Genomic DNA, 25,316 nt, shown 5'->3' on the forward strand with positions numbered 1-25,316 from the left:
GGATTGGCTGTGCGCGTGTTTTACGCCGCGCACAGCGGACGATCACAGGAATCGTAAACATGAAACTCAAGTGCACAGGTTGGCCCTTCGCGGCCGGCCTTGCGGCAAGCGTGCTCGCGTGGCCGGGTTTCGCCGCCGCGCTGACACTCGATGAAGCGCTGCGGCTGGCGGAAACCAACGCGCCGTCGCTGAACGCTCAAGATGCAAAAATCCAGGCCGCCAGCAGCGCTGCCATCCCGGCAGGGGAGTTGCCCGATCCGAAACTGGTGCTGGGCGTGCAGAACTATCCCGTGGGTGGCCCGGACCGCTACAGCCTCGACAAGGACTTCATGACCATGCAAATGGTCGGCTGGCGCCAGGACATGCCCAACGGCGACAAGCGCAAGGCGCGCATCGAGGTTGCCGAGGCGGGCGTCGAGCGCGCGGCGGCGGAACGTCGCGTCGAACGTCTGAAAGTCCGACAGGCCACGGCGCTGGCGTGGATCGGCAGCTATTCGGTGGAGCGCAAACAGGCGCTGCTTCAGGACTTCTACAAGGAAAACCGCCTGCTGACCGATACCCTGCGGGCGCAGATCGCCGGTGGCCGGGCGCAACCTGCGGACGCGGTGACACCGAAGCAGGAAGCCGCCCGACTGGCCGAGCAAGAAGACAACCTGACGCTGGAACGCACCCAGGCCCGGGCGGCGCTGAAACGCTGGATCGGCACCGCTGCCAACGACAAGCCCGAAGGCAGCCTGCCGCAATGGTCGGTCGAGCCCGCCACCTTCAATCATCAACTGCAACACCATCCGGAACTGGCCGCGTTTGCGCCCATGGCCCGCGAAGCGCAGGCGAAGGTGCAGGAAGCCGTGTCCGAGAAAAAGTCCGACTGGAGCTGGGAAGTGGATTACCAGCACCGTAACCGCGAATTCGGCGACATGGTCAGCGTGCAGTTTTCCTGGGACCTGCCGCTGTTTCCCGAATCGCGGCAAAACCCGAAGATCGCCGCCCGTCAGGCTGAACTCAGTCAGATCGAAGCAGAGCGCGAAGCCCTGTCCCTCGAGCACACCGAACAACTGGAAAACGAGCTGGCCGACTATGCGCGCCTCGACCGGGCGGTGCTGCGCAACCAGCAAAGCCTGGTGCCGCTGGCCAAAGAGAAGGTCGAGCTGAGTCTGGCCAGTTATCGCGCCGGCAAGGGCGATCTGAACGCCGTGGTCGGCGCCCGCCGCGAACTCATCGAGGCGCGCCTCAAACAGATCGACGTGGAAGAACAGCGCGCACTGACCGCTGCGCGTCTGCATTTCGCTTATGGGGAGAGCAGCCTGTGAACCTACCAAAACGCAACAGCTTCTGGCTGGCCGGCCTCGCCCTTGCGGTGGGTGTTGCTGCGGGCTACGGCGTGGCTTATCAGCGCATGCCTGGCGTAACCGGCGCAACTGCGGAGCAGGGTGGCGAACCCAAGGCCCTGTACTGGTACGACCCGATGTACCCGCAGCAGAAGTTCGACAAACCGGGCAAGTCGCCCTTCATGGATATGCAACTGGTGCCGCGATACGCCAGCGAAGGCGCAGGCAATGCGACGGTGAGCATCGATCCGGGCCTGACCCAGAATCTGGGGCTGCGCACGGCAACGGTTGCGCGCGGGCGGTTTTCCTCCAGCCTCGATGTGACCGGTGTGCTGGCGTTCAACGAGCGCGATGTGGCGGTGATCCAGACCCGCACCAGCGGTTTTGTCGAACGGGTCTACGCCCGGGCGCCGGGGGATGTGCTGGTGGCGGGGGCGCCGTTGGCGGACATTCTCGTACCGGACTGGGCTGCAGCGCAGACCGAGTTTCTGGCCCTCAAGCGCAGCGGCGACCGGGAGCTGATTTTGGCGGCGCGCCAACGACTGCAACTGACCGGCATGCCATCGAGCCTGATTACCCAGGTGGAACGCAGTGGCAAGGTTCAGCCGAACCTCACCGTCACCAGCCCGGTGGGCGGCGTGGTGCAGGAGCTCAACGTGCGCACCGGCATGACCGTGGCGAGCGGTGAAACGCTGGCGCGGATCAACGGGCTTAGCAGTGTCTGGCTGGCTGTTGCGGTGCCGGAAGCACAGGCCGGTTCCATCAGCGAAGGGCAAGCCATCGAAGCACGATTGCCGGCGTTTCCCGGCACCGTGTTCAACGGCAAGGTCAGCGCGATTCTGCCGGACACCAACCCGGACAGCCGCACCCTGCGCGTGCGGGTCGAACTGGCCAACGGCGAGGGTCGCTTGCGTCCGGGGATGACCGCTCAAGTACGGCTGAACCGCTCGACCGGGCAGGACAGCCTGTGGGTGCCGAGCGAAGCGGTGATCCGCACCGGCAAGCGGGCCTTGGTCATGCTGGCCGAGGACGCGGGGCATTATCGCCCGGTGGAGGTGCGACTTGGTGAGGAAAGCGACGGCAAAACGGTGATCCTCCAAGGCCTGGAAGAAGGGCAGAAGGTCGTGACCTCTGGCCAGTTCCTGCTCGACTCCGAAGCCAGCCTGAAGGGCATCGTCGCCGCGCCGCTGGCGACGGAGGGTCAAGCCTCGGGGAGTCAGCCATGATTGCCGCGCTGATTCGCTGGTCCGTGGCCAACCGTTTTCTGGTGCTGTTGGCGACGCTGTTCATCACCGGTTGGGGTGTGTGGTCGGTGCAAAGCACGCCGATCGATGCACTGCCGGATTTGTCCGATGTGCAGGTGATCATCCGCACGCCGTACCCCGGACAGGCGCCGCAGATCGTCGAGAACCAGGTGACCTACCCGCTGACCACCACCATGCTCTCGGTGCCGGGGGCGAAAACCGTGCGCGGCTATTCGTTTTTCGGTGACAGCTTTGTGTACGTGCTGTTCGAGGACGGCACCGATCAATACTGGGCGCGCTCGCGGGTGCTGGAGTACCTGAGCCAGATCCAGAGTCGCCTGCCGGCCAGTGCCAGACCGGCGCTGGGTCCGGATGCCACCGGGGTCGGCTGGATCTATCAGTACGCGCTGGTGGATCGCAGCGGCCAGCACGATCTGGCGCAGTTGCGCGCGTTGCAGGACTGGTTCCTCAAGTTCGAGCTCAAGACCCTGCCCAACGTCGCCGAAGTCGCCACCCTCGGCGGCATGGTCAAGCAGTATCAGGTGCAGCCCGATCCGGTAAAACTGGCCAGCCTCGGCATCACCCTGGCGCAGGTGCGTGAAGCCATCGGCAAGGCCAATCAGGAAACCGGCGGTGCGGTGCTGGAAATGGCCGAGACCGAGTTCATCGTGCGCGCGTCCGGCTACCTGAAAACCCTCGATGACTTCCGGGCGATCCCGCTCAAACTCGGCGCCGGCGGGGTGCCGGTGACCCTGGGTGATGTCGCGACGATCCAGACCGGACCGGACATGCGCCGAGGCATCACAGAACTGGACGGTCAGGGCGAAACCGTCGGTGGTGTGGTGGTCTTGCGCAGCGGCAAGAACGCCCGGGAGACCATCGCGGCGGTCAAGGCCAAGCTCGATGACATGAAAAGCAGCCTGCCGCCCGGCGTGGAGATCGTCACCACCTACGACCGCAGCAAACTCATCGACCGCGCCGTGGACAATCTCAGCCACAAACTGCTCGAAGAGTTCATCGTTGTGGCGCTGGTGTGCGGGATCTTTCTCTGGCACCTGCGTTCGTCGCTGGTGGCGATCATCTCGTTGCCGGTGGGTGTGCTGATTGCGTTCATCGTCATGCGTCATCAGGGGCTGAACGCCAACATCATGTCGCTGGGCGGGATTGCCATCGCCATCGGCGCGATGGTCGATGCCGCCGTGGTGATGATCGAAAACGCGCACAAGAAGATCGAGGCGTGGCACGCCACCAATCCGGGGCAGGAGCTCAAGGGCGAACGCCATTGGCAGGTGATGACCGACGCGGCGGCGGAGGTCGGGCCGGCGCTGTTTTTCTGCCTGTTGATCATCACGCTGTCGTTCATCCCGGTGTTTACCTTGCAGGCTCAGGAAGGACGGTTGTTCGGCCCGCTGGCGTTCACCAAGACCTACGCCATGGCGGCGGCAGCGGGGTTGTCGGTGACGCTGGTGCCGGTGCTGATGGGCTACTGGATTCGCGGACGGATTCCGGATGAACGCCACAATCCGCTCAACCGTTGGCTGATCCGGATCTACCAGCCAGCCTTGGATGCGGTGTTGCGCCGACCGAAGTTCACGCTGGTGATGGCGCTGCTGGTGTTCATCAGTGCGGCGTGGCCGGTCTCGCGGCTCGGTGGCGAGTTTCTCCCGCCGCTGGACGAGGGCGATCTGCTGTACATGCCGTCGGCCTTGCCGGGTTTGTCAGCGCAAAAAACCGCGCAATTGCTGCAGCAGACCGACCGCCTGATCAAGACCGTGCCAGAGGTCGAGCATGTGTTCGGCAAGGCCGGTCGCGCCGAAACCGCCACCGACCCGGCACCGCTGGAGATGTTCGAAACCACGATCCAGTTCAAGCCCCACGAGCAATGGCGCCCGGGCATGACCCCGGAAAAACTGGTGGAAGAACTGGACCGCGTAGTTCGCGTGCCGGGACTGACCAACATCTGGATTCCGCCGATCCGCAACCGCATCGACATGCTCGCCACGGGGATCAAGAGCCCCATCGGCGTGAAGGTCGCCGGCAACGATCTGGCCCGCATCGATGCGGTGGCCCAGGCCGTCGAGCGTGTGGCCAAAGACGTGCCCGGCGTCAGTTCGGCGCTGGCCGAGCGCCTGACTGGCGGTCGTTACATCGACGTGGACATCGACCGCAACGCCGCCGGCCGCTACGGGCTGAACATCAGCGATGTACAGTCCATCGTCGCGGGAGCCATCGGTGGCGAGAATGTCGGGGAAACCATTGAGGGACTGGCACGTTTCCCGATCAACATCCGTTACCCGAGAGAGTGGCGCGATTCGCCCGGCGCCCTGGAGCAACTGCCGATCTACACGCCTTCGGGCAGTCTGGTCACCCTCGGCATGCTGGCGAAAATCCGGGTCACGGACGGCCCGCCGATGCTCAAGAGCGAAAACGCCCGACCGTCCGGCTGGGTGTACATCGATGTGCGCGGGCGGGACATCGCTTCGGTGGTGGGTGACTTGCGTCGAGCGGTCAGCGAGCAGGTGAGATTGCAGCCCGGCATGAGCCTGAGTTACTCGGGGCAGTTCGAGTTTCTCGAACGGGCAAACGCTCGCCTGAAACTGGTGGTGCCGGCCACGTTGCTGATCATCTTCGTGCTGCTCTACCTGACCTTCGCCCGCTTCGACGAGGCGCTGCTGATCATGGCCACGTTGCCGTTCGCCCTGAGTGGCGGTGCGTGGTTTCTCTATCTGCTGGGCTACAACCTTTCGGTCGCCACTGGTGTCGGTTTCATTGCACTGGCCGGGGTCTCCGCCGAGTTCGGCGTAATCATGCTGCTCTATCTGAAAAACGCCTGGGCCGAGCGCGAAGACGGCGGCGACCACACCGAGCGCGGATTGGTCGCGGCGATTCGCGAAGGCGCCGTGCAGCGCGTGCGCCCCAAAGCCATGACCGTGGCCGTGATCATCGCCGGCCTGTTGCCGATCCTGCTGGGTAGCGACACCGGTAGCGAAGTCATGAGCCGCATCGCTGCGCCCATGGTCGGCGGCATGGTCACGGCACCCCTGTTGTCCCTGTTCGTCATCCCGGCGGCGTATCGATTGATGCGCCGCCGTCACTTGTCCGTTGAAACCCTCCCACCTGAAGGAAAAACCTCATGAAACTGATCCCGATCACCTTTGCCGGCACGCTGATTGCGTTCGCTTTTACTGTGCAGGCAGAAGACATGCCCGGCATGAAGATGGACGACATGCAGGGCATGCAACTGCAGTCCGCCACACAACAGGCACCTGCCGCGAATGCCGAGGGCACGATCAAGGCCATCGATGCCACGAAGCACATCGTGACCATTGCACATGGCGCCGTTGCGGCGTTGCAGTGGCCGCCGATGACCATGGGCTTTGCGGCGACTCAGGAGCAGTTGTCCGGGTTGGCGGTGGGCGACCGGGTGAAGTTTTCGTTCCGGATGGAGGGCAGCAAGGCGACCATCGTGTCGATCAACAAGTAAGCGTGTGACGTAAAAAAACCGGCGTGAACCATCGCGCCGGTTTTTATTCGGGTTTTCAGATCGAGCGCTGATTGACCCGCTGCATCAGTTCTTCCGCCGACTCCTTGCGCTCCGAGTAGCGGTCCACCAGGTCCGGGCGGTCGCGCAACAGCAGCGTGAACTTCACCAGTTCCTCCATCACGTCGACCACCCGGTCGTACAGCGCTGAAGGCTTCATGCGGTTGCCTTCGTCAAACTCCAGATACGCCTTGGGCACCGACGATTGATTGGGGATGGTGAACATGCGCATCCAGCGGCCCAGCACCCGCAGTTGATTGACGACGTTGAACGATTGCGAACCGCCGCAGACCTGCATCACCGCCAATGTCTTGCCCTGGGTCGGGCGTACTGCGCCAAGCGCCAGCGGCACCCAGTCGATCTGCGCCTTGAACACCGCCGACATCGCGCCGTGACGTTCGGGCGAGCACCAGACCTGGCCTTCGGACCATTGCATCAGCGCAAGCAACTCCTGGACTTTCGGATGATCACCGGGCGCATCGTCCGGCAGCGGCAGGCCCGACGGATTGAAGATCCGCGTTTCGGCGCCGAAGTGCTCCAGCAGCCGGGCGGCTTCCTCCACCAGCAAGCGGCTGAACGAGCGTGGGCGGGTCGAGCCGTAGAGCAACAGGATGCGTGGCTTGTGGAGGCCGTCGTCGCGGGCGGTTTTCTGAATCAGTGATGGGTCGAGATTGGGCAGGTCGGTCATGACGGCTCCGGTCACAGCAGGCTGATGCGGTCGAGCTCGCGCTTGAGGGCAGCGCGGTCGAGTTCGGCGAAGGGCAGGGCGAGGAAGGCCCGGCAGCGGGTTTCGATCCGGGCGAGGGTGGCGTGGAAGGCTGCGCTGATAGCGGTCTCATCGCCATGCACTTCCGACGGATCCTCCAGCCCCCAATGGGCTTTCAGGGCCGGGCCGAAGTACACCGGGCAGGCTTCGCCGGCGGCCTTGTCGCACACGGTGATGACAATATCCGGCGGATTGTTTTCGAAGGCACCGTTGCCCTTGCTGCTCAAGCCGGCGATGGAAATGCCGGCCTCCTGCAACGTGGTCAGGCTGCGCGGCAACACCTGGCCTTTGGGGAAACTGCCGGCGCTGACTGCCTCGAAACCTTGCGGCGCCAGGTGATTGAACATCGCTTCGGACAGAATGCTGCGGCAGCTGTTGGCGGTGCACATGAATAGAACGCGCATGATCGGTCCTCAGCAGCAGGCGGATGTATTGAGCGGGCGATCGCCCATGGCGGCGAGCCGCGCGCTGTTTTCTTCCAGCCACCCGGTGTTGGCGGCGAGAGTGGTCTGTAACATCTCGCGCACCCATTCCGGCAACTGCGGATTCAGTCGGTAATACACCCACTGGCCCTGACGGCGATCCAGCAGCAGGCCGCAGGTGCGCAGTTGTGCCAGATGACGGGAGATTTTCGGCTGGCTGTCGTCGAGGGCGCAGACCAGCTCGCAGACGCACAACTCGCCTTCACGGGTGATCAGCAGCGTGGCCCGGGCGCGGGTTTCGTCGGCGAGGCATTTGAAAACGGTGTCGGGGGTGAGCATGAACGTGCCCTGAATACATATGGGGTTTTGAATATACGGATATCCATATGTGTAGGGCAAGCGCTTGAGTTGATGAAACTGCACGCGTCGATAGAAGGCGTTGGGCGGCTTACCGCTTGCTGAAGGCCAGCCGCGCGGCAAACAGCACGAAAATCACCCCGGTGGTGCGATCCATCCAGCGAATCACCTTCTCGCGGCGCAGAAACCCCGACAGCGGCTGCGTCGCGCCAATCAGCACCAGCGACCAGATCAATCCCAGCACCACATGAATGCTCACTAACCCGAAAGTCCACGGCACCAGCGGCTGCCCTTGCGGAATGAACTGGGGCAGGAACGACACGTAGAAAATCCCCACCTTGGGATTGAGCAAGTTGCCCAACATGCCCTTCAAGAACCAGTTGCCTCCCGGCTTGCCGTTGGTTTCGGCGGGCGCCAGCGAGCGGCGAGGGCGCAGCAGCATGTTCAACCCGAGCCACGCCAGATACGCCGCACCGCAGTACTTCAGCAGGTTGTAGGCCACCTCCGACACAGCAATCAACGCCCCCAGCCCGAACGCCACCGCCGCGCCCCACAACAGACAACCGGCGTTGATGCCCAGCGCAGCACGCAAGGCCTGCTGTTTGCCTTCGACGGTGGCGGTGCGCAGGATCAGCGCGGTGTCGAGGCCGGGTGTCAGGGTCAACAGCGTGGCAGCGAAGGTGAAAGCGAGGAGGTTGTCGGCGATGGACATGGCGGGTGGGTTCCCTGTTCTGGATGGGGGAACGGTAGCGGTTTCAGGCGGGGGGATCCAGCAGGGAGATGAGACGGGGTTCGATGGTGTCGGGCTGTATCTCAAGGATCGCCAGCGTGACCGGTAGTTTGAAACGTCGGGGGCCGGCGCTGCCGGGATTGACGTAGAGCCGATGACCGCGCCATTCGATAAGCGGTTTGTGCGAATGGCCGGTGATGACGAGCCTGATCTGCGAATCGAGATCGGCAGGAACATCGGCGATATCATGGACGAGCAGGGCTTGCCAGCCATTCAGATCGAAGATCAGGAGATCGGAGATGTCGCTGGCCCACTGAATGTTCAAATCGTTGTTGCCGCGTACGACATGCACGGGAGCGATTTCAGCCAGTCGGGTGAGAATGTCCGGGTTGCCGATATCGCCGGCGTGGATGATCCGGTCGCAGCCTTCCAGCGCAGTCAATGCTTGCGGACGCAGGAGGTTGTGGGTGTCGGAGATGATGCCGGTTTTCACAAATCAATCGCCCACGTCTGACTCACCAGCTCCTTCCCGAAGCTGTGAATCGGTTCTTCTTCAACCAGTTCAAACCCCGCCCGCTGATACAATTTGCGCGCATCTACCAGATTGCTGGTCGTCCACAGAATCATCTTTTTATAGCCGACATCCCGGGCAAAGCGCAGGCACTCTTCGACCAGCCGATTGCCGATCCCCAACCCCCGAGCGCTGGCGTCCACAAACAGCATGCGCAGTTTTGCCGTGGTTTCGTCGTGCCGGATGACAAACACCGAACCCACCACTTTGCCGTCTTTTTCCGCGATCCAGCAGCGCTCGCTGGCAGGGTCGAATTCGCGCAGGTACTTGGCGACGATCTCGGCGACCAGCGCTTCGAACTCCCAGTTCCAGCCGTATTCGCGGGTGTAGATCACGGTTTGTTGCTGTACCACCAGCCCCATGTCGCCGGGTTGCGGGGCCCGCAGCAGATAGGTCGTCGGTTTGCCTCCCTCCAGCAAGCTCTGGATCTGCCTCATGGACTCGATCAATTGCAGCTGCTGCGGCTCGGCCATGCGTTCGAGCAGGGTGATGACTTCCTGCCGCGAGGCCTGTTCCAGCGGGGCGAGGATTTCGCGGCCGAGGTCGGTGATGTGCAATTGGCTCGCGCGGGCGTCGGTGGCAGAGGGGACTTTCTGGATCAGGCCTTTTTTGTCGAAGCCGCTGATGATCCGGCTCATGTAGCCCGCGTCCAGGCCCAGCATCTGGCGCAGGTCGGCGCTGGTCAGATCGCCGCCGGAGGCCAGTTCGTAGAGGATGCGCAGCTCGGTGAGGGAGTAGTCGCTTTGCAGCAGGTGTTCCTGCAGAACGCCGATCTGGTGGGTGTAGAAGCGGTTGAATTGCCGGACGATGTCGGCGCGTTCGATCAGTGGGGTCGCGGACATGGCATGTGCTCGAATGGTTGCCTTGAGCAACTATATAGTTGCTCAAGGCAATCAAGTCAAATGAATTGCTCAGCCTCTTTCAGGGCAAACCCTGCCGGGTCGAACCTTTCGCTGGTGTCCATTCGAATGTTTCTGAGACCCACCGTTTTCAGGTGTGATGCATAGAGCGTTTCCGAAAAGTAAGTGATCAGCAACGTGCGACGGCGTGCGCCGGTCGGGTTCAAGCTGCCTGCGTGGATCAGGTCGGCATCGAATATCAGAATGTCGCCGGCACTGCCGGAAAGCTGAACCGAGCGGGTTTCGTCAGTGAAATCGAATGGCGGCTCGCCGAGTTCAGGGCGATGGCTGCCGGGGACGATGCGGGTTGCGCCGTTGTCGGGGCCGTAATCGTCGAGGTAGACCAGCGCGACAGCGGTGTCGCCGGGACGTTGCGCCGACAAGTCGCGGTGCAATTGTTGATGACCGCCACCGGCAAGCGGCTCGCGGCCCTCCACCTGGGAGAGGAAGAAGCGCTCGCCAATCAATTCGCCCGCCACCGCCAGCAATGGTGGCAACCGGCACACGGCCTGAACGGTCGGGTCAGTGTCCAGCAGCGAATGGCGCCAATCGACTCCCCGAGGTACGGGCCATTCGCTTGAGGGCCTTACTCCGGAGTCGAACGTGTTCCGAAGTCCGGCCAGCCATGCAGCCGGGATTGCCCGGCGCAGCAGGGCATAGCCGTCTTGGTGAAGTTGCCTAGCGCAGGGCGTAGACCCATGCATCCGTTGCCGTCCCGTCATCCAGAGTCACCTTGGTCAAAACCCGCTGATACTCGGCCCCTTCAAACTCATCGAGCGCCGTCCAGTGCTGAGGGAAATTTTCGGAAGAGAACACAAAGCCTTCAATGACGTCGCCATCGTCGGCAATCACCAGACCGGGAAAGCCCATCGCCGCACCCCAGCCGGCGTGCGACAAGCGCCCCTTCAGCGAGGCCGCCTGCCAGGTGCCGCCGATGTTGAGCATCACATGTTCATTCGGTCGGCCGGGGCCCAGGGTTCCATAAACGAAGAGACGTTCCACGATTGCTCCTGACGATCAAAAAGGAGGGATCCTGACGTATCACGAATGCGCAGGCAACACCGCCATCAGTTGGGAAGTGACCGGTTCAGAAACCCGTCGATCAATGCCACAACCTGTTGCTGGATCACCTCACGCGAACGGCCGCCACCATCCCCGCAAATGATGCCGTCACCTGGTGAGTCTTCTTCCAGCAACGCCACTGCGCCTGGCTTGCACGCTGCCATGAAGCTGAAATGGCTGGCGTCGCTGATCTCGACATACTGCGACGATGCCGAAGGCAGCCGCTTGGCAAGATTGGCCGACTCCAGTTGGGCGGGCAGGTCTTCAGACGGCACACCAGCGCCAATCACCAGTGTCGGGACCGGTAACGCGGCGAGGCTTGCATCGGTCATCCCGCGTGACAGGCCGAGGTCCAGTGACACGATCGCGCTGACGCGTTTGTCGCTCAAGTCCGCGCTCATCCGGCTCTTCGATTCTGGCGTGTCGGCGACGTTGATCGTCTTGTAGACGGAGCAACTGGCGAGTTTTTGATGGGCTGCGCAGTCCTTCGCAAAACGCTCGGGATCGAAACGTGAACCGGCGATTTCGAGGGCGGTCCAGCCGCCGAGTGAATGGCCGGCTACCGCAATTCGACGCATCGAAACGGCGCCCAGTTGCTCGGGCTGAGCGGTCACTGCATCGATAACGCGGCTGATGTCGGCAGGTCGTTGCCACAACTGTGCAGCGGCCTGCGGGCTGCGGTCATGAGTTGTGGTGCCGGGATGGTTGACCGCCGCCACGATGTAACCTTGTCGGGCCAATGCGGTGGCCAGCCATGCCTGGTTGCTCCAGTTCCCTCGGTAACCATGCGAGAGTACCAATAACGGATGCTCACCGGCAGCTGGTGGTGCATCGCGCACGGCGGACGTCCCGACGAACACAATATCGTCGGCAATCAACTGCGGGGTGGCGGTAGTCTTGGCGGGATACCAGACGACCATCTCCAGCGGACGGTCGTTTTGCGCGTCCGGCAGTGTGGCGGTCCGAAAACCGATGGGGGTTTCGTCAGCGTTTGCGTTGGTCGAAAGGCAGACCAGTAGCAGGATGCCGAAAGCTATTTTCATTGTTTTTATCTTCCTTGATCAAAGTGAGCAAACGGGACGCTCGTCCAGACGTTCTACCAGTCTCTCGGGATAACCGTCTCGTCATTTATTGCCGTTTCGAGTAACTCTCTCGGTGAAGTTCAATGTAAGGCCCTGAGCCGCTCTGCCAACTCCAGCGCCACTCGGCCACTGCCCACCGTCGGCAACAGATGCGTAAACGGAATATCGATCATCCGGTTCTCACGCACAGCACGCAGGGTCGACAGCACCGGGTCCTGCATCAGCAACTGACGTTTGCGACTGGCTGGCGACCATTGCGCGTCGGCCAGCAGGATCACGTCCGGATCACTGGCGAGCAGGGTTTCGCGGCTGACGGTCACACGGTATTGGTTGATATCGGCGAACAGGTTTCGCGCGCCGGCGGCGGTCAGCAGAGTGGTGACGAAACCGCGCCGGCCTTCACTGTCGAGACCGTTGACCTCGCTGTCGAGGTAGAACACTGACAGCGGCCTGCCCGGGCGGGTTAAAGCCTTGGCCTTTTCCAGATCGGCATCCATCGCATCGCTCAGTTCACGAGCGCGCTGCTGTCGGTGCAGCAAGGCACCGAGGGTCGAGAGGTCGTTGCGGATGTGTTCAAAGTAGTCCAGGGAGTGTCCGTTGCAGGCTGACTCCAGCAAATACGAAGCCACGCCGTTGCGCCCCAGTCCGCTGCGTGACGTCACGCCATTGCCGAACGCTGTCGCAAATCCACCCACCATCAGATCCGGTTTCAGCGCGTACAACACTTCGCTCGACGGATAGCGGTGCGAGATCACTGGCACGCCGAAGTACTCGGTCTGAGGCGCGCCGGTATCATCCAGATAGGCCACGCCCGCCAGCGCCGAGCCTGCGCCCAACGCCAAGACCAGATCGGCTGCATGCTGATTGAGCGCAACAATCCGCGACGGTGGCGACGCCGGCAGGTGCCAGGTCTCGCCACAATTGCGGTAGTCATCTGCCAAAGCCGGAGAACCGCAAAGCAGGGCACCGGCCAGAAAGATCAGCCTTCTCACGAGCGCTCCTTGATCAGCAGATCCTCGACCACTTCGCCACCCACCAGATGCACTTCGACCAGTCGCTGCGCATCGGCGTGACTGCGTACGCCGTACCAGCAGGTTTCCGGATACACCGTCATGACCGGCCCGAGATTGCACGGAAACTGACAGTGCGTACGCGTCAGCAAAACCCCGCCCGGCGTCTCGATGCGGTCATGGGCGAGCAAGTGCCGGCGCAGGGTTTTCCATAGCTGCAAGGCGCCGCGCTGGGTGCATCGCGGGCCGGTGCAGAGGAACACATGGCGCGCATGCTCGGGCACGTGCGACCAGTCCGGGTGCGAATCGACGCCGTCGGTGGTGATGATGTCAGCCATCAGAAACGGTACGTGTAGCGCACTTCGGAGGTGAACGGCCGTCCGAGGTTGTCGACATTGTTCGAGCGGCTGGTGACGTAATCGCGGTCGAACAGGTTTTCCACCAGCAGGCTCAGGCGATGCTGATGGGCGCCATCGAGATAGCGATAAGCGTCAGCGTCCACCACCGAATAATGGCCGTACTCGACCTGTTTCGAGCTGATCACATCGCGGATATAGCGGATCGCACCGCCAGCGCCCCACATCCGGTCAACCGACTCGTAACCAATGCGCGAACGGGCGAAGAAGCTCGGTACATCGTTGATCGTCACCCCCGCGCGCGACTCAGTGAGGTTGCGGGTCATGTCCGCCTGCAGGCTCCATTGCTCGTTGAGCGCCAGTTTCGCGTCCGCCTCGAAACCACGCATCTGGATCTGCCCCTGGCCATTGACCCACTGAATGTCATCGAGGGTAATCAGGTCGTCGATCTTGCGTTTGAACAGGGTGACGCTGGCGCTGAACTCACGGTCGATCAGCAAGCCTTTGTAATCGAGACCGAGTTCGGCGTTGCGGCTTTTCTCCGGTTTCAGGTTACGGTTGCCCAGTTCATCACCCGGTTCGTTGACGAACAATTGCTCGGCGTTCGGCAGTTTGTAGGCCGTGCCGTACTGCCCACGAACAGACCAGTTTTCATTGAGGTCGTACAGCGAAGTGAGCATGCCGACCGTGGCACTGTCGCCGCCGCTCATGGCTTCGTGGCGGATGCCGATGCTCGGGTGCCAGTCGGGCAGGGCGTCCATCTTCGGACGCAACTGGGTGTAGAAAGCGTGGGCTTCGGCTTTGTCGTTGTCGATGATCAGCACATCGTCCTGGCCCTTGAACCACTGGTTGTCCGTACCGAACACCAGCACATGGCCGCCGGGCAACTCGGCCTTGCCTTCGGCCTGCACGTCCCAGTCGGTGAAGCCCCAGTAGTCGTTGTGGTTGATGGTTTTTACACCGCCATCGGACGTGTTGTTGATGCGCGTGTAGCGGGTGTCCCAGTCGTTGATGTGGCCTTTGACGAAGTAGCTCAGGCGTTCATTGACGTTCTGTTCGAAGGTCGCCGTGGCGATCTGCTGGACGCGGTCGTTGGTGGTCTTGTGGTTGTCCACCGGGCGGGCGAAGTCGAGGTTGGCGTCGGCGTATTGGTAGAACAGTTCCAGGCGCGCGTCATCGGCAAAGGACTGAATCGCCTTGGCGCCGAAGGTCGTGACTTCGTAGGCGCGGTCCTTTTCGCTGCTGTTCCTGATGTCGCGATTGCGAAACGGCTGATAGCCGTCCGAAACGTTATGGCTGACGTAAGCCAGCAGGCCCAGGTCGCCGAAACCGTTGGTGAAGATGTTTTCGACCCGCGCATCCTCGGTGGTGCCACCGAACGTATCCACGCCCATGTTCACTTCGCCGGAGGCTTTGCGGCTCTGCGGGCTGCGGGTGACGATGTTGATCACGCCGGACACGGCTTGCGTGCCGAACAGCAGGCTCTGCCCGCCCTTGAGCACTTCGATGCGTTCGATGGCGTTGGCCGGCAGGGTGTCCAGGTACAGGCCGCCGTACAGGCGATTGTTCAGGCGCACGCCGTCGAGCAGGATCAGCGTGTCATCGTTGCGCCCGCCCAGCAGGGAATAGGTGCCGTAGTCGAACGGGCCGTTTTTCGGCGCGACGTACAGGCCGGGAATGAACATCTGCATCACGCGGCTGACATCGGCACCGGGGCCGGCGCGTTCGATCTGCTCGCGGGTGACGATCTCGACCTTGCTGCCGAACTGCGCCATGTCGGCGACGGTGGTGGACTCCACGGACGGCGCGGAAACGATTTGCTGAGTGAGTTCAAGCGGTGCGTCATCGGCCAGCAACAGGGGGCTGAACAGGCAGCCGAACAACAGGGATGGAGCCTTGGTGTTGAAAGGTTTGATCATCGTCTTCTCGAAAGGATCTTCGCAGAAGAGCATGCAGGAGAAGGCATCGCACACACGCCGACACCGGCCCATGCCCGCCCACCGCAGGAGTTTGCCAAACAGCAATTCAGGCCGGTCTCCGGGCTCGCGCGTCTGGACGCTTTCACCTTCCCATGGCCGTCTGGCCACAGTGGTGTGTCGAAAGCATCACGCGCCTACCGTTGCGGGGGCAGCACCGGACTGGTTCGAAACGAACGCACCGGTTTCCCGTTTCACCCCATGCGCGGCGGCATGGGACACCTGAAACAGGGCGGCATCTGAACACTCGGGTGAGCGCTCGTCAACTTGCCGGATCAAGCCTCGCGCGTATTCTGCTGAACGAAACGCTCGATCAACCACCGCGCCGCCGGCCCCGGTGGCACATCGGTGCGGTAGATCGCGTCGAAGGTGTATTGCCCGCTGGTGTATTCCGGCAGATCCAGTTGCACCAGTCGGCCGGTATCCAGATCTTCCTGGATCATCGGCCGGGGCATGTTGCCCCAGCCGATACCCTCGCGCAGCAGCATGTGCTTGGCGCCCAGGTCCGCCAGGCGCCAGGTGCGGTTGCTGAGTACGGCGAAATCCTTGTCCTTGGTCAGCACCGAGCGATCCGACAGCACCAGTTGCGTGTGCTCACGTCCGGCACCGGGAGCATTGCCTTCAGCGGTCGCCAAAGGATGATTCGGCGCCGCCACCGGAATCAGCTCGACGCTGCCGATGCCGATTCTTTCGATGCCGTTGATGCCGTCATTCATCGGCCCGCTGACACCGACCACCGCGCCCTGATTGATCACCAACTCGGTCACAGCACCGAGCGCTTCAATGTGCAGATGCAGGGCAACAGTGGGGAATTCCTCGCGAAAGGATTTCAGCGCGTCGACCACGCGCTCGGCGGGCAACATCACGTCGAGCACCACATGCACTTCAGCCTCCAGCCCCTGCAGCAGGCCTTTGACCTTGGCGCGCAAGCCATGCACCCCGTTGGCGATGGTCCGGGCCTCGGCCAGCACGGTGCGGCCGGCATCGGTGAGTTGCGGCTTGCGGGTGGTTTCGCGATCGAACAGGGTGACGCCCAGTTGCATCTCAAGGTTGGCGATCGAGTAGCTGATGACCGAGGTCGCCCGGTGGAGCTTGCGCGCGGCGGCGGCAAAGCTGCCGACTTCGACGACGGTGAGAAAGACCCGCAGTTGATCGAGTGTCGGTGTGCCGGGGTCGGAGATCATGTCGGTGTCCTTGAGTCGCCATGGAGGCCTTTACTGGGTGAACAGCTTACCTATTTTATCGAACGTAACGATCTAAATTAGTCGGCTATTCAGATGAGCTGCCGAGGCGCAACATTTCTTCATCCGGACGGTTCAAGTCGAACCGGACCCCCATTGAAGGAATACTCCCATGGCTACTTCTGCAAACATCGCTCAAGCAACTGCTGTACAGAACGCTTCCGACACCAAACAAGCCTCGGCTGCCTTGATCGGCCGCGTCTTGCTCAGCGTGATTTTCATCCTCTCCGGTTTCTCCAAACTGGCCGCGCCGGCCATGATGATCGGCTACATCGGCTCGGTAGGGCTGCCGCTGCCGCAAGTGGCGCTGGCGCTGGCAATCATCGTCGAAATCGGTGGTGGCCTGGCGCTGATCGCCGGCTACCGCACTCGCACTGTCGCCGCTGTGCTGGCCGCGTTCAGCGTGTTCACCGCACTGGCCTTCCACAATGCGCTGGCTGACCAGAACCAGTTCATCCACTTCTTCAAGAACATCGCCATGGCCGGCGGCCTGCTGCAAGTCGTGGCCTTCGGTGCCGGTCGCTTCAGCCTCGACGCCCGTCGCCGCTGAAAGCCGGGCGCCGCGAGGGACAGGTTCCCTCGCGGCGCTTTGCCGTTTGTTGGCCGTTCCCCGCATCAGAATCGAGTAATCATCATGACCGTTCAGCAACACCTCTCCGGCTACACCCGCGAACCTGTCACTCACCGCACTCTGCGTTACCGCACCAGCGGCAGCGGACACGGCTCGATCGTGCGGCTGATGAGCCCTTCGGATCTGGGCCAGTTGATCAAACCCTTCGTGTTCCTCGACCTGTTCGAAGGCGAGGCCTCGTTCATTCACAACATGCCGATGCACCCGCACTCGGGGATCGCTACCGTGACGGTGATTACCGAAGGCAACCTGCGTTTCGAGGACGTCGGATCGGGCAAGGGCATGATCGATTACGGCGGTGTCGAGTGGATGCGCGCGGGCGGCGGGGTCTGGCACGGCAAGGAAATGTCGGTCGGCACTTCGCAGTGGATACAGGGTTTTCAACTGTGGGTGGCTTTGCCGCCGGAGCTGGAGAACGCCAGTGTCGACAGCCAGTATCTGGAGTCCGCTGCGATGCCCGAAACGGGGCCGGCGCGGGTGATTCTCGGCGTCCATCAAGGCGTGCAAAGCCCGGTGCGGGCACCCGCCGGTATCAATTATCTGTTGGTCACGCTGAATGCCGGCGAAACCTGGACTTACACGCCACCCGAAGGCCACGAGTCGTTATGGCTGAGCGTCAGCCGTGGATTGCTGGCAACACCTGATCTGGTCAGCGCCGGCGAAATGGCCGTTTTCGAGCCGGGCAACGGTGCCGTTACCCTGAAGGCCCTGCGCGATGGCACGGTGTTTGTGGTCGGCTCGGCGCAGCCTCATCCCTACGATCTGGCATTGGGCAACTACTCCGTGCACACCAACCCGCAGGCCTTGCGAGAGGGCGAAGCGAAGATCGCGGAAATCGGCGGGCGGTTGCGCGAGTATCTCAAGCAGGCGGATGGGGTGGTGCCGGTGTTCAAGTAATCCAGATCTGGTCAGAGAGTTTGAACAGGCAATAGCTCTGGATTCGAAGCCACTATGAGGCGCTCAAAAAAACGCCCAAGGGTTTGGCTCGTCCTGGATGATTAGGACGGCTTACTGCCTTGGGCGGGATTGATCACTGCAATGAGCAGTGACAAGGAAAGTTAAAGCCTGAGGACCTGCCTTACAAGCCAGTGCCTTCTGGCGCATCTGTAGGTTTTTGCTCAAGTTCTTGTAGCCTGACGGTGTGATGTGTTGTTTCATGCGATCAAAATCAAATTGATTGTTTGTGCTGAGAAATTGGTGATCAAAAAGGACGGAAATGGGGCTTGAAGACATCCTGACCGAAGGCCTGTCCGTGGTGTTCTGCGGGATCAATCCCGGCCTGTTGGCGGCGGAGCAGGGGCATCACTTTGCCGGGCGCAGCAATCGGTTCTGGCGTACGTTGCATCTGGCCGGGTTCACGCCTGTTGAAGTGGCCCCGGAAAACGATCGCTCGATCCTGCATTACCACTGCGGGCTGACTGCCGTGGTGGAAAGGCCGACGGCACGGGCGGATCAGCTGTCGGCGCAGGAGTTCAAAGCAGCGGCGGTCGACTTCGAGCGCAAGATCACACGCTACGCGCCGCGTTATGTGGCGTTTCTCGGCAAGGCGGCCTATGCCGGGTTGTCCGGTAATAAGGCGCTTGAATGGGGCGCGCAGGACAAGACGTTCGGCGGGGCGAAGGTGTGGATCCTGCCCAACCCCAGCGGCCGCAATCTCGCGTTCAATCAGGATCAGCTGGTGACGGCGTATCGACAGCTTTATCTGGTATCCAGCGAAACCAGGTAAGCCCGAAACATCTCTGCCATCGCATCGGCACGGGCCGTGATCTCCTCGTTGGTGCGCGGGCTCAGTGAAAAATCCTTCCCGACCGAGCTGAGCGTAGCCAGGATCAGATCACAGGCCTGAACGCAGGTCGACTCGCTGGCCTCGGGCAACAATTCAACCATGAACGCCTCAAAGGTGCGTTTGCCCGTCGCCCGCACTTCATGGGCCTCCGGCGCATCGCGATACAGCGGCGCCGCGTCGCTCAAGGCACCGCGCATCTGCGCTTCCTCGCACTCCGAACGGATAAATGCATGCACCAGCGTGCGCAGACGATCCAGTGGCGGCGCCTCTCGATTGTCGAGGATCCGCTGCAGCATCTGCGTAGTCTGCAGCCATTCATCGCTCTGCAACCGGAACAGAATCGCTGCCTTGTTCGGGAAGTACTGATACAGCGATCCGACACTCACCCCGGCCTTCTCCGCAACCCGTGCCGTGGTGAAACGGGCCGCACCTTCCTTGGCCAAAACCTGAATAGCCGCTTCGAGAATCGCCGAAACCAGTTCGGTAGAACGCGCCTGCTGCGGCTGTTTGCGTGAGGAAATACGGGCAGTCTGGCGATCGGTCATGGGCGGCTCGGGCGTGAAGAGGGAATGCGAATAGCGAACGGGGCCATTCGCTCGCATCATTGAATGCGACGAATCATTCGCATTTTAGCCCTCAACCCACGGAAAACCACCATGACGACTTTGACCGCCGAGCCTCTGGCCACCCTGATCGAACGCCTCTACACCCAGGCCAGCGCTGCCACCAGCCCGGTACTGAACTCCGTGTCCGACGCCGAGCGCGACCGCCTGATGCACAGTAAAACCGAATACCGCGAACTCTATGGAATGCTCAAAGACCTGTGGCTACCTGTCTCCCGGGATACCGGCAAACTCCTGTACATGCTCGCCCGCAGCATCAAGGCCAAAGCCATTGTCGAGTTCGGCACCTCGTTCGGCCTGTCGACCTTGCACCTGGCGGCGGCCCTTCGGGACAACGGCGGTGGAGTGCTGATCGGCAGCGAATTCGAACCATCGAAAGTCGAGCTGGCGCGGCACCACTTCGTAGAGGGCGGGGTCAGTGACCTGATCGAAATTCGCGAGGGCGACGCGCTGGTGACCCTGGCGAGCGGCCTGCCGGACACCGTCGATCTGCTTCTGCTCGATGGCGCCAAGGCGTTGTATGGCGATGTGTTGAGCCAGGTGGAAAAACAACTGCGCCCGGGTGCGCTGGTGATCGCTGACAACACTGACTACTGCCCGGAATACCTGGCCCACGTGCGCTCGCCAAAGAACGGCTACCTCAGCGTGCCGTTTGCCGATGACATCGAAGTGTCGATGCGCCTGGGCTGACACCAGTCGCTGCGAGGGTGCGCGTGGATTCAGCAGCGCACCCTCAAGGCGTTTTTTCGGTTCGATCTTCCGTGCGCGCGACCGGATTGGGCTATCGTTTGAGTAGTCCTCACAGGGTCGCGATCAAGGAGTTGATCATGAATCGTCAGGAAGACCTCAACATCATCTGGAAGCGCATATTCTGGCTGTTCATCGCCTTGCTGGCGCTGGCGATTGCCGTCACTTACAGCCTGCCTGACTACAAAGTGCCGTTTATCGTCTGTATTGCCGGGAATATCGGCGGCTATGTAGGGTTTCACAGACGGTTGTCAGCACTCACCGACCCGGAAATCGAAAACCTCTCCCGTTCATGGTTTGCGTTGATACTGCCTTCGTTCATCGGCGGGATACTGGCAGGGCTTTTGTATCTGTTGTTCCTTTCCGGTGTTATCCGAGGCGATTTGTTTCCGGTGATCACTCCAGACAGAGATCCGCAGTGTCTGAAGCAGATCTTCAACGATATTTTTTGCCAGCATGCGGAAGGGTATGCGGCCTACGCCAAGTTGCTGTTCTGGTCATTCGTGGCGGGCTTCAATCAGGACTATGTGGTTGACCTGATTGAAAACATAAAGGGCAGCGACAAAAACGCCGAGTGAGTTAATGACAGAGTCGCTCCTGGTGCTGTTTTTTTAAAAGACACCGATCATGTACTGACTGTCGTTAATCTGCGTTGGCTCTCTGGGTTCTCCACGACAGTTACAAATATTGAATGTGCGTTTCCCGCACTTTGGCTTGTAAGAAAAAACCTCGTGTCCGATTGGGCGTATGCCTCGAACAGCCCTGGATCAATGCCTTGCCGAAGCCGTACCCATTACGGATTTTTTCGTGTCGACTGATTGCACGTTGACACCATAAAGCCATCTCCTATCGTTCTCCGCAGACCGCATCCAGGGACCGGATGAGCCGGACAGCCTTTGCGGGCGCGGTCGTTCATGCCATTCCAACAAGGAGCAGCAAAATGTCCAGTGCGACCAATACTTACGACGTGCTCGTCAATATCGACGCCGATTACCTGATTGCCCATCCCAACGACGTCGGCGGAGCGATTTCGATGCTGGTGACGCGCGATGCCGTCGATCCACATGCCAGCGGCAACACCGGCGAAGGCGGCAACGAACTGTGGATCGATGTCAAAACCGGCGACAACATCCGTTGGCGTGCCACCACGCTGTCGCGCAACTTCGACCGCATCGCACAGATCAAGAACGTCCAGCCCGGCGACCCTCATCAGGGCGGCGATTACAAGGGCACCATCTCGACACCGGTCACTTTCAACGTTCCGGGTGTGGTGATCTACCTGAACAAGGGGGCTCCCGGCGGCATTTCCAAAACCGACGTGACGTATTCCCTGTGGCAAGCCACTGCTTTGAATCCAGGCAAACTGTGGTACACCATCAACTTCGCCTTGTACGACCGCGACCTTAACCAGATTGGTACCGACCACACCTGGGACCCCTACATCACCGTAAATAACCAGTAACTGAAAAGTACACAGCCCGGCCAGAGGCTCTTCGTCGATGACGAGAGTCTCTGGCCGGGCTTTTTGTTGTCTTTCATCCATCTCGTTCAGGGAATGTTGGGGCGCGTAATGCTTGAATAGTGCCCTTCGTGGGCTAGGCTCAAATACAACTTTCCGGTTAACGGGCGATACGTTCCAGTGCTACCGGAGTTGAAGGATTTCAGCCAAAAAGAACAACTTCACTAAAGGGTTACCGATGGATCGATTTGATGCCCCGCTTGTTGTAGATCGCACTTGGCGGGCAGGCATGTTGAAAGGATTGATTGCAAGAAATCCATGCCTGAGCATTTTCTTCATGACACTGGCCGTGTTCATGGTGTTGCAGTACAAACCTGCTGTCCTCAACTACACCACACGCTTTGTCGACTTCGCCGAATACATGTTGCTGCACGGCGTCACGCTGTTTCCCATTGCCGACGACTTCAAACCCTATCCCGACTACACGGTCCTCAATACCTTGTTGGTCTATCTGGTTTCCTTGCCGTTCGGCCGGGTGTCGATACTTTCCATGGGATTTCCGTCCTGCGTGGCGGCGTCCCTGATGCTGGTGTTCATTTATCGGCTGGGGGCGCTGCACAGCAAGAGGTGGGGCGCGTACGGCGTGCTTTTCAGCCTGTTGACCTGGGCCTTTCTCGACGGCGTGAACTCGCTGGCGCTGGATATCTATCCGGCGTTGTTTACGGTGATGTGCTTCTATGTGGCCTATTCAGCCGAAATGAAAAAAGACCCGCGTCGCCTGGCGTTTCTGTACGTTGGGCTGGCACTGGGCTTTGCGTTTCGTGGGCCGATCGGTTTGATAGGGCCCGCTTGCGTCATCGGGGCTTATTACTTGCTGAGCCGCCAATGGCGCATGTTGCTGCTGTTTTCATTCCTGTCGGGCCTGATCCTGGCCGCCGGGGTTGTGCTGCTGGCATGGGCGGCGTACCTGCAAGGGGGGCAAACGTTCCTCGAAGACGTGCTTAACATGCAGGGCATCGGCCGCTTCGGCTCCGACCACGCGCCGCGCTATTACTTCTACTTCTCCGCAGGCCTGTTTACCTATGGCTTTACGGTGTTTTACGCCATCAACGTGATCCTGAAGAAGTACAAACTGTTCTTCCGCCCGACCCGCGACAAAGACATCGACCTGCTGCTCTATCTGACCGGGTGGCTATTGGTGCTGCTGGTGCTGTTCACGATCCCAAGCTCTAAAAAAGCGCGCTACATACTGGCAATCACCCCGGCCATTTCACTGCTGGCCGCGTACCTCTTCGTCAGCCAGGAAGCCGCTTTCGTACGCGCCAAAAACGGCTTGCTGAAGTTCTGCCTGAAGTTGCCCATGCTGGGGTTGGGAATGCTGGTGTCGGTGCTGGTCTACAACAACTTCGCCGAAGTCCCTTTACAGCCCAACTACCTGGGCGCTGGGTTGGGACTGATTGCGCTGTTGAGCTTCTATCATGCCAAGCGCGAGTACTTTGCTGAACATCCTTATCGCGAGTTCATGACGCTGTCGTTCGGGGTCGGTGCGTTTCTGATACTGGACATGTTTTTCTTCAATCCGATCACCTATCACCTGGAACTGATGATCGAACCTACACCGAAGTTTTTGCCGTATTGGTTTTGGTGAAGCGGATGTAGAAGCAGCCATCGACTGCTTCTACAGCCACCGACCGCTTACGCCACTTCGACGTGATCCAGCGCCTGATTCACCGCCAACCCGGCGACCATCACCACCTGCGCAATCCCCAACGCCGTCTTGCGATGCGAGGGTTCGAGCGTGGACGCAAAGTTATTCAACATCTCGGTGGCCGAACCCAGGGATTCGCTGGCGTTGGCCAACAGGGATTCAGTGTTGTACTTGGGATTGGCCCGGAACATCGGCTCGGGATCGATGCAGCACGACATCACCCGGGAAGACGGGGAGAGGTAGTGATCCAGAGCACGCTCGGCGGCGTCGTGGAATTTCTTCGAATCGGGAAATTCGTAAGGGGAGGTTGGGTCGGTTTCGGGTGGGTTGGGTGTTGGTTTGATCATGGTGTAACTCCTACGTCATCAATGGGAGCCGTCACGTTCGCTACCAAACGAAGGGTGGCGGCCATGCTCAGGTTGGTAGACCGGGACATAGGAAACCGGCGCGCCCGAAGACGCCCTGTGCATGACCACCATAACGCGGAGTCTTTCAGACACTGCACATCATGATGCTTATGCAACCTACGATATCCGGGGCTACCAAACCCCATCACTGTTTTTCAGTGACCGGGAAACGATAAGACCCGCGTCGTAGACGCACAAGCCGGCGGATTCTGGCGTAGTCGTAGGCAATGACGCAAGGCGTTGTAGCCTTGGGGAAGTTACGGCAGGTTGCTTTAAACGCGGCTTGTTTAACCGCTCAAAGCCTGGAAGAAATCTCCGTCCAGATGTAGCCGTAGTTGTATTGCAGCCAGCGAACCAACGCCTTATCGAATTGCCTGCGAAACCAGTTGCTCTCTCTCGCAGCCAGCCTGTGCTCGATCATGATTCTGAGTGAGCCGGGATCAAAGCCAGTCCATACCGAGGGCACAGCGGCCAGAAGGTTGGTGAAACACACCGGCGCGACCTCTGAATAAAGGATTTCGTACAGTACGTCGGGATCGATGCCTCTGACCTCTGCCACTACATAGTCGTATTCGACGGGTAAATCGTTGAAAGGCCAGGAGAGTGCAGCTCTGACGTCGGTCAGCTGTGGCTCAGTCAAAAGATGTCCCAAAACCAAAACTCCTTAAGTCTGCCACTCAGTGGATGAGGACAGGGGACGGGGCTATTTCTTGAAAGATAGTAGTGGGCTTTATTGGCGGAAAGGGAATAGGGGGATTTTCAGGATTTCGGAAAATGCGGGAATTTTGCGAGCCATTCGCGGTGGGCGAGGGCGCTTGGCACGGAACCAAGCGCTCAGGGTAGGGCGGTGCACTACGGCTCCACCCTGACGTTTCAGCCTTTATTTGCTGCGTTCAACTTGCGCAGTTCTTCGTAGGTCGCCGACTGGACGAACCAGAAGCCGGAAATGATGCACCAGCACAGGGTGCCGGCCACGAAGATACCCAGCGCCGGGAGGAACCCGCTGGTGAAAATCGCGACGACAGCGACCAACCAGATGAATGCCAGGGAGAGATAGAGGACGGTGTTGTTGACGCTGATGACGAAGTCTTTCACGGGGCATATTCCTTGCGGGATGTAGAAAAAATCCCCCTCTCCGGGGGGGCGGACGCATGCTATCACAGTGCCTTCATGGTTCAAGAAGGAAGTACTTAATGTCTGAAAATAAATCTGAGAATCATCTGGCCGGCCTCCCCACCTCATAGAGGTGGCGCAAAATTCAAGGTGCGAACTTAGTCTTTTGCGTAGGAGGCCGTGATGAAATTCTGTGGCATAGACCTGCATTCGAACAACAGTGTTGTGGTGGTTACCGACGAAACGGATCGAGTATT

Annotated in this window: 28 protein-coding genes and 1 riboswitch; of the genes, 11 read left to right on the plus strand and 17 right to left on the minus strand. The window is 60.5% G+C overall.

Annotation, left to right across the window (positions count from 1 at the left end; all coding sequences use genetic code 11):
• Window positions 1-59: 59 nt before the first annotated feature.
• The 4 genes from DXT77_RS21480 to DXT77_RS21495 are packed head-to-tail and all read left to right on the plus strand — an operon-like array spanning window position 60 to window position 6,056.
• On the plus strand, window positions 60-1,310 hold the full coding sequence (locus tag DXT77_RS21480; protein ID WP_119429061.1) for a TolC family protein: 1,251 nt from the start codon (window positions 60-62) through the stop codon (window positions 1,308-1,310).
• Window positions 1,307-2,554: an efflux RND transporter periplasmic adaptor subunit gene (locus DXT77_RS21485; protein WP_256663000.1), complete on the plus strand. Its 1,248-nt coding sequence runs from the start codon at window positions 1,307-1,309 to the stop codon at window positions 2,552-2,554. Before DXT77_RS21480 ends, DXT77_RS21485 begins: the two co-directional genes overlap by 4 nt.
• Complete coding sequence (locus tag DXT77_RS21490; RefSeq protein ID WP_119429062.1) at window positions 2,551-5,709, plus strand: efflux RND transporter permease subunit; 3,159 nt, start codon at window positions 2,551-2,553, stop codon at window positions 5,707-5,709. Before DXT77_RS21485 ends, DXT77_RS21490 begins: the two co-directional genes overlap by 4 nt.
• Window positions 5,706-6,056, plus strand: coding sequence for a copper-binding protein (locus DXT77_RS21495; RefSeq protein WP_119429063.1), 351 nt, complete (start codon window positions 5,706-5,708; stop codon window positions 6,054-6,056). Before DXT77_RS21490 ends, DXT77_RS21495 begins: the two co-directional genes overlap by 4 nt.
• Before the next feature lie 55 nt (window positions 6,057-6,111).
• On the opposite strand, the gene arsH is transcribed toward DXT77_RS21495, so the two are convergent.
• From arsH to DXT77_RS21560, 13 genes are all read right to left on the minus strand, one after another.
• The gene (gene arsH, locus DXT77_RS21500; protein WP_119429064.1) at window positions 6,112-6,801 is read right to left on the minus strand and encodes an arsenical resistance protein ArsH; all 690 of its coding nucleotides are present in this window, start codon (window positions 6,799-6,801) and stop codon (window positions 6,112-6,114) included.
• 11 nt (window positions 6,802-6,812) lie between these two features.
• Window positions 6,813-7,283 (minus strand): arsenate reductase ArsC, encoded by a 471-nt coding sequence (locus DXT77_RS21505; RefSeq protein ID WP_119429065.1) that lies wholly within the window; start codon window positions 7,281-7,283, stop codon window positions 6,813-6,815.
• A 9-nt stretch (window positions 7,284-7,292) separates the two neighbouring features.
• A complete protein-coding gene (locus DXT77_RS21510; protein ID WP_119429066.1) occupies window positions 7,293-7,640 on the minus strand; it encodes a metalloregulator ArsR/SmtB family transcription factor in 348 nt (115 codons plus the stop codon).
• Between the two features lie 109 nt (window positions 7,641-7,749).
• Entirely contained in the window at window positions 7,750-8,370 is a 621-nt protein-coding gene (locus DXT77_RS21515) for a LysE family translocator (RefSeq protein WP_119429067.1), read from the minus strand.
• A gap of 43 nt (window positions 8,371-8,413) precedes the next feature.
• On the minus strand, window positions 8,414-8,881 hold the full coding sequence (locus DXT77_RS21520) for a metallophosphoesterase family protein (RefSeq protein WP_119429068.1): 468 nt from the start codon (window positions 8,879-8,881) through the stop codon (window positions 8,414-8,416).
• Window positions 8,878-9,801, minus strand: a complete 924-nt coding sequence (locus DXT77_RS21525) for a helix-turn-helix domain-containing GNAT family N-acetyltransferase (protein ID WP_119429069.1) — start codon at window positions 9,799-9,801, stop codon at window positions 8,878-8,880. The genes DXT77_RS21520 and DXT77_RS21525 overlap by 4 nt, the downstream gene beginning before the upstream one ends.
• A gap of 56 nt (window positions 9,802-9,857) precedes the next feature.
• The gene (locus tag DXT77_RS21530) at window positions 9,858-10,580 is read right to left on the minus strand and encodes a phytanoyl-CoA dioxygenase family protein (protein ID WP_372238683.1); all 723 of its coding nucleotides are present in this window, start codon (window positions 10,578-10,580) and stop codon (window positions 9,858-9,860) included.
• The gene (locus tag DXT77_RS21535) at window positions 10,537-10,860 is read right to left on the minus strand and encodes a gamma-glutamylcyclotransferase (protein ID WP_119429071.1); all 324 of its coding nucleotides are present in this window, start codon (window positions 10,858-10,860) and stop codon (window positions 10,537-10,539) included. The genes DXT77_RS21530 and DXT77_RS21535 overlap by 44 nt, the downstream gene beginning before the upstream one ends.
• A gap of 65 nt (window positions 10,861-10,925) precedes the next feature.
• On the minus strand, window positions 10,926-11,963 hold the full coding sequence (locus DXT77_RS21540; RefSeq protein ID WP_119429072.1) for an alpha/beta fold hydrolase: 1,038 nt from the start codon (window positions 11,961-11,963) through the stop codon (window positions 10,926-10,928).
• A gap of 119 nt (window positions 11,964-12,082) precedes the next feature.
• A complete protein-coding gene (locus DXT77_RS21545) occupies window positions 12,083-12,994 on the minus strand; it encodes an ABC transporter substrate-binding protein (protein WP_119429073.1) in 912 nt (303 codons plus the stop codon).
• A complete protein-coding gene (locus DXT77_RS21550; RefSeq protein ID WP_114882595.1) occupies window positions 12,991-13,350 on the minus strand; it encodes a ferredoxin in 360 nt (119 codons plus the stop codon). Before DXT77_RS21550 ends, DXT77_RS21545 begins: the two co-directional genes overlap by 4 nt.
• On the minus strand, window positions 13,350-15,287 hold the full coding sequence (locus tag DXT77_RS21555; RefSeq protein ID WP_119429084.1) for a TonB-dependent siderophore receptor: 1,938 nt from the start codon (window positions 15,285-15,287) through the stop codon (window positions 13,350-13,352). Before DXT77_RS21555 ends, DXT77_RS21550 begins: the two co-directional genes overlap by 1 nt.
• 91 nt (window positions 15,288-15,378) lie before the next feature.
• Window positions 15,379-15,585: riboswitch (cobalamin riboswitch) on the minus strand.
• 34 nt (window positions 15,586-15,619) lie between these two features.
• Window positions 15,620-16,528 carry a LysR family transcriptional regulator gene (locus DXT77_RS21560; protein ID WP_119429074.1) on the minus strand — a complete coding sequence of 303 codons (909 nt, stop codon included), beginning with the start codon at window positions 16,526-16,528 and terminating at the stop codon, window positions 15,620-15,622.
• A 169-nt stretch (window positions 16,529-16,697) separates the two neighbouring features.
• On the opposite strand from DXT77_RS21560, the gene DXT77_RS21565 reads away from it, so the two are divergent.
• From DXT77_RS21565 to mug, 3 genes are all read left to right on the plus strand, one after another.
• A complete protein-coding gene (locus DXT77_RS21565; protein ID WP_119429075.1) occupies window positions 16,698-17,135 on the plus strand; it encodes a DoxX family protein in 438 nt (145 codons plus the stop codon).
• Window positions 17,136-17,219: 84 nt separating this feature from the next.
• Entirely contained in the window at window positions 17,220-18,113 is an 894-nt protein-coding gene (locus DXT77_RS21570) for a pirin family protein (protein WP_119429076.1), read from the plus strand.
• 319 nt (window positions 18,114-18,432) lie between these two features.
• Window positions 18,433-18,942, plus strand: a complete 510-nt coding sequence (gene mug, locus DXT77_RS21575; RefSeq protein ID WP_119429077.1) for a G/U mismatch-specific DNA glycosylase — start codon at window positions 18,433-18,435, stop codon at window positions 18,940-18,942.
• On the opposite strand, the gene DXT77_RS21580 is transcribed toward mug, so the two are convergent.
• Window positions 18,915-19,547 (minus strand): TetR family transcriptional regulator, encoded by a 633-nt coding sequence (locus tag DXT77_RS21580; protein WP_119429078.1) that lies wholly within the window; start codon window positions 19,545-19,547, stop codon window positions 18,915-18,917. The two genes, mug and DXT77_RS21580, sit on opposite strands and share 28 nt — an antisense overlap.
• Window positions 19,548-19,658: 111 nt before the next feature.
• Between DXT77_RS21580 and DXT77_RS21585 the strand changes: the two genes are divergently transcribed.
• The 4 genes from DXT77_RS21585 to DXT77_RS21600 all read left to right on the plus strand — a co-directional run bounded on the left by DXT77_RS21585 (window position 19,659) and on the right by DXT77_RS21600 (window position 23,479).
• Window positions 19,659-20,315 (plus strand): O-methyltransferase, encoded by a 657-nt coding sequence (locus DXT77_RS21585; RefSeq protein WP_085731814.1) that lies wholly within the window; start codon window positions 19,659-19,661, stop codon window positions 20,313-20,315.
• Window positions 20,316-20,452: 137 nt separating this feature from the next.
• Window positions 20,453-20,950, plus strand: coding sequence for a hypothetical protein (locus DXT77_RS21590; protein WP_085731813.1), 498 nt, complete (start codon window positions 20,453-20,455; stop codon window positions 20,948-20,950).
• A 362-nt stretch (window positions 20,951-21,312) separates the two neighbouring features.
• Window positions 21,313-21,834, plus strand: a complete 522-nt coding sequence (locus DXT77_RS21595) for an AidA/PixA family protein (protein ID WP_119429079.1) — start codon at window positions 21,313-21,315, stop codon at window positions 21,832-21,834.
• A gap of 334 nt (window positions 21,835-22,168) precedes the next feature.
• Window positions 22,169-23,479, plus strand: a complete 1,311-nt coding sequence (locus DXT77_RS21600) for a glycosyltransferase family 39 protein (protein ID WP_119429080.1) — start codon at window positions 22,169-22,171, stop codon at window positions 23,477-23,479.
• 47 nt (window positions 23,480-23,526) lie between these two features.
• Here DXT77_RS21600 and DXT77_RS21605 read toward each other — a convergent pair whose 3' ends face one another.
• From DXT77_RS21605 to DXT77_RS21615, 3 genes are all read right to left on the minus strand, one after another.
• On the minus strand, window positions 23,527-23,886 hold the full coding sequence (locus DXT77_RS21605) for a DUF6124 family protein (RefSeq protein WP_114882967.1): 360 nt from the start codon (window positions 23,884-23,886) through the stop codon (window positions 23,527-23,529).
• Window positions 23,887-24,241: 355 nt separating this feature from the next.
• Window positions 24,242-24,598, minus strand: a complete 357-nt coding sequence (locus DXT77_RS21610; protein ID WP_119429081.1) for a hypothetical protein — start codon at window positions 24,596-24,598, stop codon at window positions 24,242-24,244.
• A 221-nt stretch (window positions 24,599-24,819) separates the two neighbouring features.
• Window positions 24,820-25,041, minus strand: coding sequence for a hypothetical protein (locus tag DXT77_RS21615; protein ID WP_119429082.1), 222 nt, complete (start codon window positions 25,039-25,041; stop codon window positions 24,820-24,822).
• Window positions 25,042-25,316 lie beyond the last annotated feature (275 nt).

The organism is Pseudomonas sp. 91RF (assembly GCF_003576265.1).
GTDB lineage: Bacteria > Pseudomonadota > Gammaproteobacteria > Pseudomonadales > Pseudomonadaceae > Aquipseudomonas > Aquipseudomonas kribbensis.

Excerpts from the sequence above, each read along its gene's own strand:
- DXT77_RS21480 (WP_119429061.1), top strand. The coding sequence starts at position 60 with ATGAAACTCAAGTGCACAGGTTGGCCCTTCGCGGCCGGCCTTGCGGCA.
- DXT77_RS21490 (WP_119429062.1), top strand. The coding sequence starts at position 2,551 with ATGATTGCCGCGCTGATTCGCTGGTCCGTGGCCAACCGTTTTCTGGTG.
- DXT77_RS21495 (WP_119429063.1), top strand. The coding sequence starts at position 5,706 with ATGAAACTGATCCCGATCACCTTTGCCGGCACGCTGATTGCGTTCGCT.
- arsH (WP_119429064.1), bottom strand. The coding sequence starts at position 6,801 with ATGACCGACCTGCCCAATCTCGACCCATCACTGATTCAGAAAACCGCC.
- DXT77_RS21505 (WP_119429065.1), bottom strand. The coding sequence starts at position 7,283 with ATGCGCGTTCTATTCATGTGCACCGCCAACAGCTGCCGCAGCATTCTG.
- DXT77_RS21510 (WP_119429066.1), bottom strand. The coding sequence starts at position 7,640 with ATGCTCACCCCCGACACCGTTTTCAAATGCCTCGCCGACGAAACCCGC.
- DXT77_RS21515 (WP_119429067.1), bottom strand. The coding sequence starts at position 8,370 with ATGTCCATCGCCGACAACCTCCTCGCTTTCACCTTCGCTGCCACGCTG.
- DXT77_RS21525 (WP_119429069.1), bottom strand. The coding sequence starts at position 9,801 with ATGTCCGCGACCCCACTGATCGAACGCGCCGACATCGTCCGGCAATTC.
- DXT77_RS21530 (WP_372238683.1), bottom strand. The coding sequence starts at position 10,580 with ATGACGGGACGGCAACGGATGCATGGGTCTACGCCCTGCGCTAGGCAA.
- DXT77_RS21540 (WP_119429072.1), bottom strand. The coding sequence starts at position 11,963 with ATGAAAATAGCTTTCGGCATCCTGCTACTGGTCTGCCTTTCGACCAAC.
- DXT77_RS21550 (WP_114882595.1), bottom strand. The coding sequence starts at position 13,350 with ATGGCTGACATCATCACCACCGACGGCGTCGATTCGCACCCGGACTGG.
- DXT77_RS21555 (WP_119429084.1), bottom strand. The coding sequence starts at position 15,287 with ATGATCAAACCTTTCAACACCAAGGCTCCATCCCTGTTGTTCGGCTGC.
- DXT77_RS21560 (WP_119429074.1), bottom strand. The coding sequence starts at position 16,528 with ATGATCTCCGACCCCGGCACACCGACACTCGATCAACTGCGGGTCTTT.
- DXT77_RS21565 (WP_119429075.1), top strand. The coding sequence starts at position 16,698 with ATGGCTACTTCTGCAAACATCGCTCAAGCAACTGCTGTACAGAACGCT.
- DXT77_RS21570 (WP_119429076.1), top strand. The coding sequence starts at position 17,220 with ATGACCGTTCAGCAACACCTCTCCGGCTACACCCGCGAACCTGTCACT.
- mug (WP_119429077.1), top strand. The coding sequence starts at position 18,433 with ATGGGGCTTGAAGACATCCTGACCGAAGGCCTGTCCGTGGTGTTCTGC.
- DXT77_RS21580 (WP_119429078.1), bottom strand. The coding sequence starts at position 19,547 with ATGACCGATCGCCAGACTGCCCGTATTTCCTCACGCAAACAGCCGCAG.
- DXT77_RS21585 (WP_085731814.1), top strand. The coding sequence starts at position 19,659 with ATGACGACTTTGACCGCCGAGCCTCTGGCCACCCTGATCGAACGCCTC.
- DXT77_RS21590 (WP_085731813.1), top strand. The coding sequence starts at position 20,453 with ATGAATCGTCAGGAAGACCTCAACATCATCTGGAAGCGCATATTCTGG.
- DXT77_RS21595 (WP_119429079.1), top strand. The coding sequence starts at position 21,313 with ATGTCCAGTGCGACCAATACTTACGACGTGCTCGTCAATATCGACGCC.
- DXT77_RS21600 (WP_119429080.1), top strand. The coding sequence starts at position 22,169 with ATGACACTGGCCGTGTTCATGGTGTTGCAGTACAAACCTGCTGTCCTC.
- DXT77_RS21605 (WP_114882967.1), bottom strand. The coding sequence starts at position 23,886 with ATGATCAAACCAACACCCAACCCACCCGAAACCGACCCAACCTCCCCT.